Annotated in this window: 13 protein-coding genes and 1 pseudogene; 12 read left to right on the top strand and 2 right to left on the bottom strand. The window is 60.0% G+C overall.

What is annotated here, in order from left to right:
* Window positions 1-169 precede the first annotated feature (169 nt).
* The gene (locus tag GJ631_RS06175) at window positions 170-1456 is read right to left on the bottom strand and encodes a PQQ-binding-like beta-propeller repeat protein (RefSeq protein ID WP_156708312.1); all 1287 of its coding nucleotides are present in this window, start codon (window positions 1454-1456) and stop codon (window positions 170-172) included.
* Window positions 1457-1672: 216 nt separating this feature from the next.
* Between GJ631_RS06175 and GJ631_RS06180 the strand changes: the two genes are divergently transcribed.
* From GJ631_RS06180 to GJ631_RS06200, 5 genes are all read left to right on the top strand, one after another.
* Entirely contained in the window at window positions 1673-2596 is a 924-nt protein-coding gene (locus tag GJ631_RS06180; protein WP_156708313.1) for a hypothetical protein, read from the top strand.
* Window positions 2597-2793: 197 nt separating this feature from the next.
* Window positions 2794-3495, top strand: coding sequence for a class I SAM-dependent methyltransferase (locus tag GJ631_RS06185; protein ID WP_370518567.1), 702 nt, complete (start codon window positions 2794-2796; stop codon window positions 3493-3495).
* A gap of 251 nt (window positions 3496-3746) precedes the next feature.
* Window positions 3747-5444: a serine hydrolase gene (locus GJ631_RS06190; RefSeq protein WP_156708315.1), complete on the top strand. Its 1698-nt coding sequence runs from the start codon at window positions 3747-3749 to the stop codon at window positions 5442-5444.
* A gap of 152 nt (window positions 5445-5596) precedes the next feature.
* Window positions 5597-5845: a hypothetical protein gene (locus tag GJ631_RS06195; protein WP_156708316.1), complete on the top strand. Its 249-nt coding sequence runs from the start codon at window positions 5597-5599 to the stop codon at window positions 5843-5845.
* A 51-nt stretch (window positions 5846-5896) separates the two neighbouring features.
* Window positions 5897-6976, top strand: coding sequence for a DUF2891 domain-containing protein (locus GJ631_RS06200; RefSeq protein ID WP_156708317.1), 1080 nt, complete (start codon window positions 5897-5899; stop codon window positions 6974-6976).
* Between the two features lie 130 nt (window positions 6977-7106).
* Here GJ631_RS06200 and GJ631_RS06205 read toward each other — a convergent pair whose 3' ends face one another.
* Entirely contained in the window at window positions 7107-7904 is a 798-nt protein-coding gene (locus GJ631_RS06205; protein WP_156708318.1) for an alpha/beta fold hydrolase, read from the bottom strand.
* Window positions 7905-8120: 216 nt separating this feature from the next.
* Between GJ631_RS06205 and GJ631_RS06210 the strand changes: the two genes are divergently transcribed.
* The 7 genes and pseudogenes from GJ631_RS06210 to GJ631_RS06240 all read left to right on the top strand — a co-directional run bounded on the left by GJ631_RS06210 (window position 8121) and on the right by GJ631_RS06240 (window position 15384).
* Window positions 8121-8807 carry a helix-turn-helix domain-containing protein gene (locus GJ631_RS06210; protein WP_156708319.1) on the top strand — a complete coding sequence of 229 codons (687 nt, stop codon included), beginning with the start codon at window positions 8121-8123 and terminating at the stop codon, window positions 8805-8807.
* Between the two features lie 182 nt (window positions 8808-8989).
* On the top strand, window positions 8990-9958 hold the full coding sequence (locus GJ631_RS06215) for an ATP-binding cassette domain-containing protein (RefSeq protein WP_370518568.1): 969 nt from the start codon (window positions 8990-8992) through the stop codon (window positions 9956-9958).
* Entirely contained in the window at window positions 9955-10869 is a 915-nt protein-coding gene (locus GJ631_RS06220; RefSeq protein ID WP_156708321.1) for an ABC transporter permease, read from the top strand. Before GJ631_RS06215 ends, GJ631_RS06220 begins: the two co-directional genes overlap by 4 nt.
* A 206-nt stretch (window positions 10870-11075) precedes the next feature.
* On the top strand, window positions 11076-11882 hold the full coding sequence (locus tag GJ631_RS06225) for an alpha/beta fold hydrolase (protein WP_156708322.1): 807 nt from the start codon (window positions 11076-11078) through the stop codon (window positions 11880-11882).
* Window positions 11883-12137: 255 nt separating this feature from the next.
* Complete coding sequence (locus tag GJ631_RS06230; protein WP_156708323.1) at window positions 12138-13598, top strand: amidohydrolase family protein; 1461 nt, start codon at window positions 12138-12140, stop codon at window positions 13596-13598.
* A gap of 164 nt (window positions 13599-13762) precedes the next feature.
* A pseudogene (locus tag GJ631_RS19445) lies at window positions 13763-14539 on the top strand (alpha/beta hydrolase); the annotation flags it as partial.
* A gap of 92 nt (window positions 14540-14631) precedes the next feature.
* Window positions 14632-15384 carry a CocE/NonD family hydrolase C-terminal non-catalytic domain-containing protein gene (locus tag GJ631_RS06240; RefSeq protein ID WP_156708324.1) on the top strand — a complete coding sequence of 251 codons (753 nt, stop codon included), beginning with the start codon at window positions 14632-14634 and terminating at the stop codon, window positions 15382-15384.
* Window positions 15385-15508: the final 124 nt, after the last annotated feature.

The following is a 15508-nucleotide window of genomic DNA, read 5'->3' on the forward strand; positions in this document are numbered from 1 at the left end:
ATCGTGACCACTGATAAAAAATCTGCCAGCCATTCCCGTGAGATGGGACTTGCCAACCAGTATATTCACCCTCGAGAGGCGTTGTTGGGCGGGATTCTCCACTGAAGGCAGACCATATTTCGAGGAAGGGTCGCGTTTCGACATCCCTGACGGGTGGAGTACCGAGGCGCTACCGGAACGCGAGCAGTCGATTCCCCCACGCGGCGTACAGCGTGTCGTCGACGACCGACACGCTAACCCCGTCGAGGTCGCGTTCGAGTACCCACCGTACGTCGCCGGAGTTCGTCGAGATGGCGAGGAGGCCATCCTCCAGCGTTCCCGCATACAGCGTCTCGTCGTCGATTGCCAGCCCGTCGAAGAACCCGTCAGTGTAGCGTTCGTTCACGGCGCCACGGAACTCTTCCCAGTCTTCGTCGCCGTCCTCGATGGACAGCGAACGGGCGTAGCCGTCGCCGTCGACGCCGTATATGTACTCGCCGTCGGTCGCCAAATCCCGGAACGACTTGTTGACCGACCACGCGACTTCCCCGTCGCGGTCGGCGGCGTATAACGCTTCATCGACCGCGACGAACACCGCACACGGCGTCACGAGCAGCGTCGCCGGGTTCCTGTCCTCGCGGTCGTGGAGGTTGCGGGTCCACAGCTGTTCGCCTTCGTCGGTGTCGATGGCGACGAGTTCCGCGCCGTTTGTCGCGAGATACGCCCGACCGTCGGTCCACCCGAGCGAGGAATCCAGCCACGCGTCGACAGTCACGTCCCACTCGACCTCGCCATCGGAGAGTAGCGCGACAACCGTGTCGTCGCTGTCGGCCCGCGTCGAGGCGACCAACACGCCGTCCGGAATCGGGAGTACGTCGTCGACGCCACCGTCGGGTTCGTGCGTCCACCGTGCCGACTCGCCACCGTATTCGACGGCGTGGAGTGTACTCCGGTCGGCCACCAACACCGCCTCGTCGGTGGTCGCGACCGCCTGCGGCGTCCCCGCTATCGCGTACTCCCACAGGCGGTCGCCTGTCGCAGCGTCGTACGCCTGCAGATACTGCTTGTCCGGTTTCGGAACGGAGGTTCCGACGACGACGTTCCGGGCGACGTAGATGCGGTCGTCGGCGACGATAGGCCGAGTGAAGCGAACCTCGCCGCGCTCCGGCGCCGTCGCCGTTACCGACCACTCCGCACTCGGTTTCTCCGCCGGCCCGTCGCCGTCGGGTGCGTAGTTCGTCCGACCGACAGAGCGCTCCGACAGCGGCCACCCTGAATCGGGGAGCGGTCCGGTACCACACAGGAGTTCCGAGGCCGGAGCGTCGGTCGGCGTCGCCGTCGGGTCGGGCGGCTCAGTTCCGTCGGGTGTCTCCGTGGGCGTCCCCTCCGGCGGTGGGTCACCGAGTGCCGAACACCCACCGAGTGTCGTCATCGAAAGCGCAGTCAGTTCGAGGATTCGTCGTCTGGAAGGCGGCATGCCTCGCCGTTCGGCGCTTCGGGTGTTAACGATTTTCGAGGGTGAAACGTGAGTTTGAGTCACGAGGCGAGAGGAATCGTTGGGGCGGTGAGGCCACCGCCCAATTCTGCCGCAGTACGGCGTGAACGATTTGCCTGCTTCGTTTTCGGCGTTGCTCCGGTGAGGACGACCCGGGTTTCAATATTGCCGCTGAACAGAGAGTAAATACGGAGGACAATGACGGAAAACTACTCGGTTACGGACATTTTTCGGCTTCTCGCTGACGACACTCGAGTCGACATCCTTCGCGCTGTCGCAGTTGCCCAGTATGAACTCGAAGAGGTCGGGTCAGGATCTACTGAACTTGCGTTTTCTGAAATCTATGACTACGTAGAGGTCGAGAATACGTCGAAGCTGTCGTACCACTTGAGCGAGCTGACAGGGACGTACCTACGGAAAAGCGACGACGGGTACTCGCTTACGCACGCTGGCGAACGCATCGTCCGGTTCATCTTATCCGGAAATTACCAGCAACCGGATTCCTTCGGCCCCAAACCGGTTGAGGGTGTGTGCGTCTTCTGTGGAGAAGAGGCGCTTGAAGCATTTCTCTCACACCAGTTTTTCCGTATCGACTGTTCGGCGTGTGAGAAACCAGTTACGGGGCAGCCGATAACCCCTGCCCAAGTGAAGACCCACGACGATAATGCACTGATTCAGAGCGTCAAACGACAAAGTGCGGAGGTCGCCAAGCAACTTCGAATCGGGATGTGCCCAGAATGTGGGGCTCACCTCTCCGCCGACATAATCGAAGTGCCAGGGAATCCGTTGCCCGACGCTGACTCGTTTCTCGTGACGAGTACGTGTGAGGAGTGTCTTCGGGAGTACAACAGCCCACTGACGTACAGTGTCGTCCACCATCCAGCGTCGATAGCGTTCCACTGGGACCGGGGTGTCGATGTGAGTTCACAGGGCATCTGGGAGTTCAACGAACATCTCTACAAGGGGGACTGGACATCCGAGCAAATCGAGTCCAATCCCGACGAATACGAGGTCGTGTTGCGTCACGAGAGAGATGCGGTTCGACTGGTTCTTGATTCAACCGCGACGGTGATACGAACCGAGCGCGTGCGACGCGAAAACGGTGAATTTCACCGTTCTTGACAGACTCTTTACGAAACCTCCATTGAGCAAATGGCGCTCAATTCGAGTGAGTCGCTAAATTTCGGTATCAGGAGCGCAATTACCCGGCTTTTTGCTCAACTCCAGTTTTGAAGCATATTCGATAAATTATCAAATATCCAATAGATTTATCGGTGTCGATGGCCGGACCCGTAATTGCAGATTACGGAGGTCCAACTGTGCAATCGAGTAATCCCTACGAACCGACAGACCAGGAGAATCGAACACAAAGAGAGAATTCGGAGCGACTGCATCCGGCACAGAAACGCTCGAAATCGGCCGAGGAAATCGCCGACGCGTACGCAAGCGTGGCCGACAAGCTCGCTCGATGGCAGCGACTCGACCGGTTGTTCGCCGGTCGGTATCGTCGTCGGCAGTTCAACGACGCGAATGGGCGAGTGCTCGATGTAGCCTGTGGCACTGGGCAGAACTTTCGCTATCTCTCGTCGTCGAGCGAGGTCGTCGGCATCGACATCAGTGGTGAAATGCTCGCCCACGCTCGTACTGAACTCGATCGGCTCGATTTGGGCGGCACTGTCCACCAGATGGATGCCCAAGCACTCGATTTCGACGACGACAGCTTCGACACTGTCATCTCGTCGTTTTCTACGTGCACGTTCCCTGATCCGATTGCCGCACTTCACGAGATGGAGCGGGTCTGTACACCTGACGGCGAAATTTTGCTACTCGAACACCGCCACAGCGACGCCGCACCGCTTGCCTGGCTCCAAGACTGGCGTGCCGAGTCCCACTACGAGAAGAACGGCTGCCGACTGAATCACGACCCGCTGAAGACCGTCGAGCAGGCCGACCTCACGGTCGAGACCACCTCGACCGCGTTTTTCGGTCTCATCAGCGCCATCGAGATTACTCCGAGGTGAGCACCGATGTGCACCGTACCCGACGTTTTTACCCATCGACTCAGCCACCTCGCCACGACCCACGGAATCACTGTAACCACACCACGCGCGATACGTCACGAAATCCACCAGAGTGGGACGATACAGCCTCGTTCGACCGACGTACCGGTAGTGAGGCGTGTGCAGTATTCGCTGTCGGCTCCGGGCGCTCGGGCACACTGGCAAACCGACGGTCGTCCAGTCCAGCAACGCACCCACACCCGGCCCGGCTCATGACAGGACCACAACGCTCTCCGACGAACGGCAGGACCGATGAAACGACGAGACGGTCGTTTCTCACCGGCCTCGGTAGTATTGGAATCCTCGGTGGCACCGGAATCACGATCGGTCGAACGAGCGCCCCGACCGACGCCAACGCCACACAGCACCGTGACGAGCCCTTCGGAAATTCGAGCGAACTCGAAGCGGTCGTCGACAAGGTGATGGCCGGACGGGTCGGAGCGACGACCCCCGGCGCAACCGTCGCCGTCGTCTCTGGTGACACTCCCGTCCTCACCAAAGGGTACGGTGTGGCCGATATCGATGGCGACGATTCGGTTCGAGCAGACGAGACGGTGTTCCGGGTCGGGTCAGTTGGGAAGCTCGTGACGTACACCGCCGTCATGCAAGGTGTCGAACGAGGCGTGCTTGACCTCGATGCCGACGTGAACACGTATCTCGATAACTCCGCAGTCACCGTCCCAGACACGTATGACAACCCAGTAACACTCCGACATCTCGGTACACACACCGCCGGATTCGAGTCCACGCTCGATCCCGATATCGTCGCCGATCCGGCTGCCATTGACCCCTTAGAGACCGTTCTCGCCAATAACCAGCGTCAACGTATCCGTCCACCCGGTGAACTCGTTGGCTACTCCAACTACGGTGCAGCACTCGCAGGCCACGTTGTCGCCGAAGCGCACAATACAACGTTCGAGGAGTACATCCACTCGGAGATATTCGACCCGCTTGGGATGTCCAACAGCACGTTCGCCCAACCCACCACCGGTGACCTATCTGGTGACCTCGCCGCACCACACGTCCGCGACGATGCGTCGTTCACGGTAGCCGATGACGTGTACATCAACATGCGTCCAGCGGGCTCTCTGAGTGCGACGGCGACGGATATGGCGGCGTTCATGAGCGCACACCTCGGCGGCGGTGCGGTCGGAGACAGACGAGTGCTCGACACGAAGACCGCAGAGGCGATGCACAGACGCCACCACGTGCGCCATCCAGCAGTCACCAACTGGCGGTACGGCTTCCACGAGTACGGGAGCCCGGATGCCAACCTCATCGCCCACTCGGGGGCAACGGTTAACTTCACCAGCCACCTGCTGCTCGCCCCGAACCACGACGTTGGAATCTTCGTCGCCTACAACAGTAATCCGAGTGAACGTCCAAAAGCTGTCGTTGACGAACTCATCGAAGCGTATACTCTCCAGCCAGCACCGACCACGCCGACACCGACTTCGAAAGCGAACGGTCAGGAGCGTGCTGAAATCGTCGCAGGCGAGTACAGGCTCTCGTATCTCCCCCAGAGCGGTCCACTCCAAGTCGCCAATCTGCTCGAACACCTGACCGTCGAACCGGCAGCCAACGGTCGCCTCCGCACGACGACTCTCGACGGAGACACCCGAAAGTGGGTTGAGACGGAACCGTACGTATACGAGGAAGTTGGCGGTCACGACATCCTCGCCTTCGAGGTCACGGATGGTGAGGTGGCCGTACTGAACATGAACAGCGAACCCACTGGCGTCTACCAGCCTGTTCGGCACCACCGTCGTCAGGAAGTCACGGGTGGTGTCCTCGGGACGGCACTGTCGGGCTTCGGCGTGTCGCTGGCTGGCTGGGGCGGACACAGTGCCTGGCAGCGGTGGACGAAGCATGGCACGAACAACGGACGGGATATGAACGACTCAGAATGACAGACCAACACTGCCCCCGACAAACCGAACAGCAGCAGAATCGAGATGCCACTAGCGGATTCGTCCACGGCATTACACGGCGAGTGACGAGTCCATCTTGGCTCGGCCGTGCAGCAGGCGTCGGCCTGTGCAGTGTCTCGATCGGGTTCGTCGTGCTCTTCGTTTTCGTCTTGGAGACCGGTGGTGACCTCACGCTCATCACACGGCCGCTTCCAATGCAAATCGCACTCGCACTGCCACCAGTGATTGCGGTTCTCGCTGCTGGGACGGCAGTTGGAGCCATCCTCGCGTGGTGGCACAGTTACTGGTCGCTGCGAATCCGACTCCATCAAACAGTGTTAGCGGTTCTCGGAGTCGGGTTTAGCTGGCAACTCGCCACATTGGGATTTCTCCCGGTGTAAGACGGACCAATGAACAACAAATCTAACAGTTGTGCCAAAGACACACATCCCATGAACGCCCTTCAGAACAACGACGTGCCTACGATTCTATCAGGGCACGCCAACTGGATTACGCCCGAATTATGTACCGCCCTGTCCGAGTATCCACTCGACTCAGTCGGCACGGAGTATCCGCACTTTGCACGAGTGGTCGAAAGCTCCGACGACTCGATTCAGCCAAGCGAGGACCACCCCGTCTTCTACGGGTGTTTTGACTGGCACTCCGCGGTACACAATCACTGGTGTCTCGTTCGACAACTCCGTCTCTTTGATGACCATCCTGAAGAGTCAGCCATTGTCTCGACGCTCGAAGAGCGGTTTACAGCCGAGAAAATCGAGCAAGAGGCAGCGTATCTGGCTGACAACGAGTCCTTCGAGAAGCCGTATGGCTGGGCGTGGCTCCTGCGCCTCGTTTCGGAGCTATCCCTTTGGGACGCTGACCGTGCCGAAAAGTGGCGAGAGATGTTTGGCCCCCTCGAACAACGTGTCGTCGAGCTTTTCGAACGTGAATTTCTCACCCAAGACCGTCCGTTTCGAGTCGGCACACACGACAATTCCGCGTTCGCACTCTCGTTTGCCCTTGACTACGCCCGAGTCGTCGACGACGACGCGCTTGAAACAGCCGTCGTAGAGACCTCTCGTCGGTTTTTTCTCGGTGACAAAGCGTATCCTGTCGAGTATGAACCGCTCGGGTGGGACTTCCTTTCACCTGCACTCACGGAGGCAGACTTGATGCGGCGAGTACTCGAACGAGCGGAGTTCCAGCAGTGGTTCGATGGCTTCGTACCCGCAATAACCGAATCACCCTACGACTCCATCCTCGAACCAGTCGATGTCAAAACAGACAGTGACGACGGCCTCGAACTGCATTTCGTCGGTCTCAATCTCTCGAAAGCGTGGTCGATGGCTGGCATCGCCAGCACACTCGGTGACCATGCTGTCGCCGAACCGCTCGAAAAAAGTGCACAGCGTCACGTCGAACATAGCCTACAACTGGCGTTCACCGAGGATTACGCGGGCGCACACTGGCTCACCTCGTTCGTACTGTACCTGCTGACCAGAAACGAAGGGGGAATCGCTCCCGAACCCTAACCGTGGCGACTCGCGAGTGGGACTCCCTTAGCCGGTCGGTCGGCTGTCGCCAGTACTCGAAGTTCGACACGACCAGTCAGGAGGGTGTACAGCCGTCGCCACTGCCAGCTAGTCTATGGCTTGTTCTCCGTCATTCGTGGCCACTGAGGAACGCATCGACTTCCGCGGCGATTCGTTTCGGGGCTTCTCCGGGGCCGCTGTGACTGACGCCGTCGAATTCGACAAGACGGCTGTGTGGAAGTGCCTCATGTACGTCGCGAGCGCTCTCGCGGAGGAAATTCGGTCCATCGGTCCCCGTCATCACGAGTACGGGTGCTGTGACGTCGAGCGTCTCCGGGAGCTGATAGCGTTCGACGGCACGATTCATTCGGACGACTTCCTCGGCGAGTTCCACACAATCCGGCCAGACCGGCCACTCCGCCAACCACGCATCGAGGTCATCGATTCCATCGGGATGGAGGACCTGCTCGATGTATCGTTTCACCGCTTCCTGCCGTTCCCCATCCTCGATGAGCGTCGCCATTCGGTCGGCGAGGTCGGCCTCCGCACGGAACTCGTCGGGGAGAACGGCCGGTTCGTATGCGAGGACCGCATCGACCGCCGCATCCGTCGCGGACTGGACAGCCGTCAGCGCACCGTAGGAGTGCCCGAACAAAATCGGGTCGCCATCGACGGCCTCGACGAGCCCCCGAACGTACTGCGCCTCACGGGTCAGTACCGCATCGGCGCTCGTCTCGTCGTGGTCATCGAGACACGTGCCGAACCCCGGCCGTTGGGGAATCACCGCGGCATACTCCTCGAAGTGTGGGACGACTGGGTGCCAGTACTGTCGGGGAGCCATCCCGCCGTGAAGCAGTACCAGTGGCTGGCCGTCGCCGTGTCGTTCGTACGCTATCTCGATGCCATCAATGGAGCGAGTCGTCAGCATGCAACTCTGAGTTCGTGGACGAGTCGGCTAAGCCGTTCTCTCAGTCATTGGGGTATTTATTACCAGAGGAGGACAGCCGTGGTGCCACGTTTTCCGGAAAATAGCCGGCACAGTGAGAGTGCGTTGATGGCCTCGGAACAGTCGATTCTCGACCAGCCGTTTCGGTTTCATCGACGTTTTCGACAGCACCAATAGCGTCGGCAGAAACAACGACACATGGGACTCGTCGCGGAGTTCAGTATCGACTGTGAGGCGTTACCGCTCACGGATGTGGCGACTGACGTTCCCGAAGCGACAGTGATTCTCGAGATGCAGTTCAATCACGGCGCCCGTCCGTTGTTTCTCGTCACCGTACAAGACGGTCCGCAGTCGGACATCGAAGACGCATTGACCGAGGCATACGACGTGGGTGAGTGGACACTCGTCGGCCGGGCCGGCGAAACTCGACGATACCAGGTTATCCCGGCGCTCAGTCTGGAGGAGCAACTCGGAGAGGAGCTCGACGACCTCGCAGGACTCGAAGCCCTCGCCACGGCCGACGCGATTATCGAGCGAATCGATGTGGTGCCTGACGGATGGCGACAAACCGGCTGGTTCGCCGACCGGGATGCGTTCAGCAAGTTCTCCTCGTTTTGGCAGCAGAACGCTCACTTCCGGTTGCACCGCCTCACTCAAGATGGGGAGTCTGAACCAGCAGGGGATGGACTGACCGACCGCCAACGCGAGGCGCTTCGAATCGCCTACGAACGGGGATATTTCGATATTCCGAGGCAGGCCGCCCTCGAAGACGTTGCCATGGAATTGGATATCTCACCGTCCTCGGCCTCCGAACGACTGCGCCGGGCGCAAACACAACTCATCGAGGAGACCGTAGCTACGACGTGGCCCACACTCCCCGACTGACTGTGCACGGCACGCTCGCTGATTGAGGGGCACTTAAACAACCGTACGAATTCGAGAACGGCCTACCCGGCTTCGTCGTGAGTTCTTACTCGCCCATGGCATTGCAACAGAGACGAGACCAATCCGTAGACCGGGTTGGTAGTTCGACGTGTCGAACCGCTATCGACGCAGAGGACGTCCACGTGACGTACGACGATGGAACCGAAGCCGTCCAAGGCGTCTCCCTCGACGTCGACGAAGGCGAGTTCTTCGGATTCCTCGGCCCAAACGGGGCTGGCAAGACGACCACTATCAAAACCCTCGTGACGCTTCTGGCCCCGACACAGGGGTCGGTGCGAATCAACGGCTACGATACGAAAACCGACCCACAGGCTGTGCGCGAATCCATCGGCTACATGGCCCAAGAGACGAGTATCGACTTCGAACTGACGCCGCGTGAGAATTTGCGCGTCGCGTGTCAGATGTACGGCGTTCCGAGCGACGAACGAGAAGAGCGTATCGAAAGCCTCCTCGAACTCGTCGATTTGCGAGACGTCGCCGACAAGCGAGCAGAGACGTTCTCGGGCGGGATGCAGAAGCGACTCGATACTGCGACCGTGCTCGTCCATCGTCCCCCGGTGGTCTTCCTCGACGAGCCGACGACCGGTCTCGACCCCGAGGCACGACTCCGAGTCTGGAATTACTTCGAGGAAATCAACGACCGAGGAACGACGGTGTTTCTCACGACGCAGTATCTCGAAGAAGCGAACGAACTGTGTGACCGACTCGCCATCCTCCAAGACGGCCAAATCACGCACACAGGGACACCTGACGAACTCAAATCAGCTATCGGGACGGATACCCTCACACTGTCACTGAAAGACCCGTCGGACCAGAAACGCCGCCGAGCTGTGCATGTCGTCCGTCAGCTCGACGCCCTCGAGGCGGCAACCGTCGAACAGACCGCCGAGGGCTTGATTATCGAAGCCGACAACGTGCGCTCTGCCGTGGGCGACCTGTTCACCGAATTGGCCGCGGCGGATATCACGGTCACCGATTTCGACGTTCAATCACCGACGCTTGACGATGTCTTCCTCACGCTGGCTGGGTCTGAGGTCGAAGAAAACGGCATCGCCACAGAAACGGCGACCGTTCAGGAGGTGACTCGATGAGCGGCGCTACCGACGAGTCGGGTATCGAGAGCGATTCAGCAACGCGAGCATCGGGGAACAGTTCCCTAACGGACGCACGAATCAGTTTCAAGCGATGGCTCGTCAAGACCTCGCGCAACCCCTACGTGACGTTCACTTCCCTAGTCCAGCCGATTATCTTCTTCGTCCTCATGGCCGAAGTCCTCGGCGCCATCGCGGGAGGCGCCATCTCCCAATCCGTCAGTAGTGACGTTTCCTACGTGACGTATCTCACCCCCGCGATTATCATTCAATCAGCACTGGCCGCCGCTGCTGTCTCCGGTATCGGTTTGGTCGATGATATGGAGACGGGGATGTTCGACAAGACGCTCATCTCCCCGATGCATCGGAGCGCGATGTTCGTCGGTAAAATGCTGTCCGAGGTGGTTCGGATTACCGTCCAGACGGGCATCATCCTCGCGCTCGGCTACCTGCTGTTGAGTGTAAAGTCTGGGGCGTCCGTCGACCACTACCTCCAGACAGGGCTGTTCGGCGTCGTGGGTATCTTCGTTGTCGCAATCGTCTTCGGTGGCGTGTTCATGGCGTACTCGAACATCGTCGCGCTCGTCACCCGCGACCGAGAAGCCACGGTGATGATTGCGAATCTGCTGACGTTCCCGCTACTGTTTATCTCCAGTGCGTTTCTGCCGCTCGAGGTCCTCCCAGACTGGATTCAAGCGGTCGCAGTCGCCAATCCCATCACCTACGGCGTCGACGGCATCCGAGCGCTCATGCTCGGACGCGACGTGATGTCGGTCTTCGAGATAACTTCGTTCACTGGATTCTGGAACACGGTCATTCCCGCGATTGGCGTTCTACTGGCGTTCAACGTCGTCCTGGGTGGCATTGCTGTCGGTCTGCTCAAACGAGCCTCCAAGGCAGACGTTCAGTAACGTCTCATCTCTCGTTCTTGGCAGTTCACTCCCGAGTTGCAGTGGTTTTGGAGACTGCGTCGGCGTAGACCGAACTAATCGACGAACGGTGAGACTGCGCGAGGACTCCTCAAATCGAGTGTCGCAGTATACCCCTCCAGTCTTAAACGGCCGAATGACTGAGAGACAGGCATTCTCCACGCCCACGATAACGACGAGACGTACCCATGCAGACAGTGACTTCAGCAGATGGAACCAGTATCGCATTCGAACAACACGGAGAGGGGCCACCGCTCGTTCTCCTTCACGGAGGGTCATCTCCTCAGTATTGGAAGCCGTTAGTTCCTCACTTCGCCGAAGACTACACGGTCACAATTCCGCATCGACGTGGGGTTGGAGAAAGCGGCGACTCCGAGGAGTATCACCTCGGCCGCGGCGTCGAGGACGTTCGTGCCGTCATTGACGCAGTCGAGGGGACCCCCGTTCTGTTCGGGCATTCCTTCGGCGGTTTGTTGGCAATCGAGACTGCACGAACGGCGTCAGTAACGAAGGTCATCGCGTACGAGCCTGCGGTCCTCATCGGCGAATACCGAGAGCAGGCCAACCTCGCCGCACAGATGCAGGAGCGAATCGATGGGGGCGACCGACGCGAGGCGATGAAATTCTACATCAGCGAGGTGATGCACGGTGGCCAAATCGAGAATCTGGATGGCTGGCTCGCCGAGTGGCCGCCCTGGCCAGATATCGTCGCGCTGACCGAGAACATCGCACGAATCAACCGTGCTATCGAACAGTACCAGCTCCCGGACTCACTCGACATCGACGCGCCCGTGCTTTTGCTGACTGGCACCGAGGGACCACCCCACCTCCGAGACGGTATCCGTGCGGTGGATGCGGCCCTCTCGGACGGCCAACTCGTCGAGTTCGAGGGCGTCGGCCACGGCGGTCCAACAGAAGCCCCAGACCGCATTACGGCGACGGTCCGTGATTTCATCGACGAGAAGGAAACGCCAGTCGCGGAGCACGGTATCTAACCCCGAGGCCGTACGGTGTTATCCCAGAGGACCCTCCATCGTGACCCTGCGTGGGGGGAGCGACGCGGAAACGGTCCACCGCCTGCGGTTTGCCGACGACGACCCCTAGAGTACGCCTCCGTCCCGTTCGGGGAGCCCCTCGTCATATCGGGTCAACGCACGCCCGACCGGACCCCAGGTTTGATTGCCAGCACGAACCTCAAATCCGGCGAGTCGAGCCAAATCGAACGCTGCGGATAGCTCAGCCCCCCACCCATGTCGCCAGATATCCTGATTCACGACGCGACGGTGTTGACTGTCGACGAGAACAATCACCTGTATCGAAACGGGACAGTCGTCGTCGACGACGGGAGAATTCAGGCGGTTCGGCGCTCGGAACCGGACGACGCCGATGCAGTCGCCGAAACCGTCATCGACGGAAGCGGTCGGCTCGTCATGCCAGGGTTGGTCAACGCCCACGCCCACCTCGAACTGACAGCGCTCACGGGCGCGTTCAGCGAGATGAGCGTCGGCGAATTGTTCGCCGAAATGACTGCTTTCTGTGAACAGCTTGGGCGTGGCAAATACGAGTATCTCGTCGAGGCAGGCTGTGACCTCGCGGCACTGAATTTCATCCGGGGCGGTATCACGACGACCAACGCGATGGAGGCACTCCCAAGTCGTGGAGCCGATGCGTTCGGCGAGGCTGGGTTGAGAGGCTTTTTCGGCCCCTGGATTAGTGACCTGTTTTGGGATATTCCCGAAGACGAACAGTTCGAGCGTGCCCGTTCGTTTATCGAGGATTATCACGACACCTACGACGGACGAATCCAAGCAACGGTTTGTCCCCACGACGACTGGTCGTGCTCTCGGGACGTCTGGGAGCGCACAGCCGAGCTTGCGGCCGACTTTCCCGACCTACCGGTCCACACGCACCTACTCGAACTGGGCGCAAGCAACACCATGGCCCGAGCGAACGACGCTGAAGATTCACTTGCGCTCCTAGACGAGGTCGGGCTTCTCGATGACCGGCTCGTGGCCGCACACTTTCGCGTCGCCGACGAAGACGACATCGAACGGATGGCAGCAAACGACGCGTCCGTCGCCCACTGTCCATCTATCTTCTGCTACTGGGAGCCGGACGGGGAGACCGAATGGACACCGGTACCGAAACTACGAGAGGCAGGTACGACAGTTGGACTCGGTCTCGATGACCACTACTGGCACGACTCCAGCGACCTGTTGGGAGAGGCTAGACAGGCCCGATTGGCGGCCAACCTCTCCTTTGGGACGAATCAGTTTCACTCAATGGAATTGGTCCGGATGCTCACCATCGAGGGCGCAAGAGCCCTTGGCGTTGGCGACGAACTAGGCAGTATCAGGCCCGGTAAACGGGCGGATCTCATTCTACTGGATTTGTCGGACCCAAAATTCGCGCCGAAGACGAATATCCCAGCATTAGTCGCCAACGCCGCGACGACCGCGGACGTCGAGTCCACGATTGTCGATGGGGAACTACTCATGCACGACAACGAGGTCCGGTCGATGAATCCCGAGGAAGTGTGTGAGCGTGCCGAAACCGCTGTCGAACGATTCGGCGACGAACTGGGCTGGGAGATGGATGTCGGAGGGAGTAAGCCACCGAGCCATCTCCAGACTGCCCGCGACCTCCCGAAACGGGGACCAGCACATCTCGTGGCCCGGCTCGGTCTGCAACACGTCAAAGACAGATTGTGAGTTCTTGCTTCAGTAAGTATTGTCAGCATAGCAGAGACCACTGCTGTGCGATGGTGGTCAATCAGTAAGAGTGTCGAAGCGGTCCTGAAGAGATAGGCCGGCGGACAAAAACTGCCCCGTATTGACGGAGATAGCGCTAACCGTCCCAATCGGTAGGAGCGTGTATGCAACGACGGCGATTTCTGGGCGTGCTCGGAGCCGGCACACTAGGACTGGCTGCCGCCACACCAGCGACGGCAGAACTGGAATACACGGAAACGGATGTTCGAATCAAGTCATTCGACGGAACCGAAATCGCGGCGACGCTGTTCGAACCGGCCAAGCCGGGGCGATACCCAGTCGTTCTGGGAACCCACGGCTGGGGAGGCTCACGTAGCGCCAGCATCGGGCGGAACTACGCCCCACGCGGCTACGTCGTCCTCTCGTACGACTCGCGAGGGTTCGGTGAGTCAGAAGGCGAAGTCGGTGTTGACGGCCCGAAGGAAGTCGCCGACGTGTCGGCCCTTATCGACTGGCTCGAAGGGCGCGAGAAGGTACGCGTCGAGGGCGAAAACGGCGCCTCCGTCGGGATGATTGGCGGCTCCTACGCCGGCGGCATCCAGTTGAACGCCGCGGCGGTCGACGACCGCATCGACGCCATCGTGCCCCGCATCGCGTGGCACGACCTCAACTACTCGCTACAACCGAACGGCGTCGTCAAAACTGTCTGGGGACTCGGCCTCTACGGCGTCGGTATCGCCGGGTCACGAACCCGCGTCGTCGGTGAGAACAGTTCGCCCGACGCCCGGACCAACGACGCAGCACGTGGTATCAGTCCGACAGTTCATCGCTCGATTGCAGAAGGAGTGGCACTCAACAGCTTCTCGCAGCCCTCACAGGCCTTTTTCGCCGCACGCTCGCCGTACCACAAAATGGACGCACTCGACGTGCCCGCGCTGTTCGTCCAGGGCTGGACCGACCACTCTTCGTCCCCAACGAGGCGATTTGGAACTTCGAGGCGTTCCGCAACCGCGGCCGCGACGCGAAACTCATCATGTACAACGGCGGCCATTCCCAAATCCCGGTCGATTCGAGTCCCGAACAAGCCGAATCCGCCCGCGACAAAGCGACACGCGCGTGGCTCGCCGAACACCTCGGCAGCCGTGACGACGCCAGCGTCAACGCCGTCTTCGACGACCACGACGTCCTCGTCTACGAATCCCAGACCGAGCGCATGCGCGGCGCGAACGCGATTCCCCAGCGAAACGCCGAGACCGTCGAACTCGACCTCTCTGAAGGCGCCAGCGCCCCCGACAACGCCGTCGGCGCCTCGTTGGTCGGCAACACTGTCGCCCCGACCGCCAACAGTTACGTCGTCTCCGAATCGTTCGACGGCGCAACCAGCGTCACCTTCGAGTTCGACGCCAGCTACGCATTCGGCCTCGGCGACGGCCAGCAGGCCGACCTGCTTACGGTGCCCGAAATCGACCTCCGAATTCGAACGCTCGGCACGGAAGCGACGCTGTTCTTCCGCGTCATCCACGTCTCCGAAGACGGCGAGGAGACTCACATCAACGACAACGTGACCCCACTCCGAATCGAGGACACTCCCGAGACGGTACACACAGAGACGCTGGAGTTGATTGCCTTCCAGCGGTACGTCTCGCCTGGGGATACGCTCCGGCTCGTTATCGACTCGACTGACTCCGGCTTCAACAGCGCTCGGGAATCCGCCGGCGCCATCGTCGAACACGACTCGACGCTCCGGATTCCCGGCGTGGCGGTTCTGGACGAGCAGGTCGTTTAAATTACGTAGTTATCGGCACACTCGCGGTCGGGTTCCGACCACACGTCGCCAGTGACAGCAGGATACGGCAGGGTAGTTTCTTTTTATTTACTAACGTTTAAATTAGAAAGAGAAAGAACATTCC

This window comes from Natronomonas sp. CBA1123 (genome assembly GCF_009741925.1).
In the GTDB taxonomy this organism is placed as follows: Archaea; Halobacteriota; Halobacteria; order Halobacteriales; family Haloarculaceae; genus Natronomonas.

Coding starts and splice junctions, on each gene's coding strand:
- GJ631_RS06175 (WP_156708312.1), bottom strand. CDS start 1,456: ATGCCGCCTTCCAGACGACGAATCCTCGAACTGACTGCGCTTTCGATG.
- GJ631_RS06180 (WP_156708313.1), top strand. CDS start 1,673: ATGACGGAAAACTACTCGGTTACGGACATTTTTCGGCTTCTCGCTGAC.
- GJ631_RS06190 (WP_156708315.1), top strand. CDS start 3,747: ATGACAGGACCACAACGCTCTCCGACGAACGGCAGGACCGATGAAACG.
- GJ631_RS06200 (WP_156708317.1), top strand. CDS start 5,897: ATGAACGCCCTTCAGAACAACGACGTGCCTACGATTCTATCAGGGCAC.
- GJ631_RS06205 (WP_156708318.1), bottom strand. CDS start 7,904: ATGCTGACGACTCGCTCCATTGATGGCATCGAGATAGCGTACGAACGA.
- GJ631_RS06210 (WP_156708319.1), top strand. CDS start 8,121: ATGGGACTCGTCGCGGAGTTCAGTATCGACTGTGAGGCGTTACCGCTC.
- GJ631_RS06220 (WP_156708321.1), top strand. CDS start 9,955: ATGAGCGGCGCTACCGACGAGTCGGGTATCGAGAGCGATTCAGCAACG.
- GJ631_RS06225 (WP_156708322.1), top strand. CDS start 11,076: ATGCAGACAGTGACTTCAGCAGATGGAACCAGTATCGCATTCGAACAA.
- GJ631_RS06230 (WP_156708323.1), top strand. CDS start 12,138: ATGTCGCCAGATATCCTGATTCACGACGCGACGGTGTTGACTGTCGAC.
- GJ631_RS06240 (WP_156708324.1), top strand. CDS start 14,632: ATGTACAACGGCGGCCATTCCCAAATCCCGGTCGATTCGAGTCCCGAA.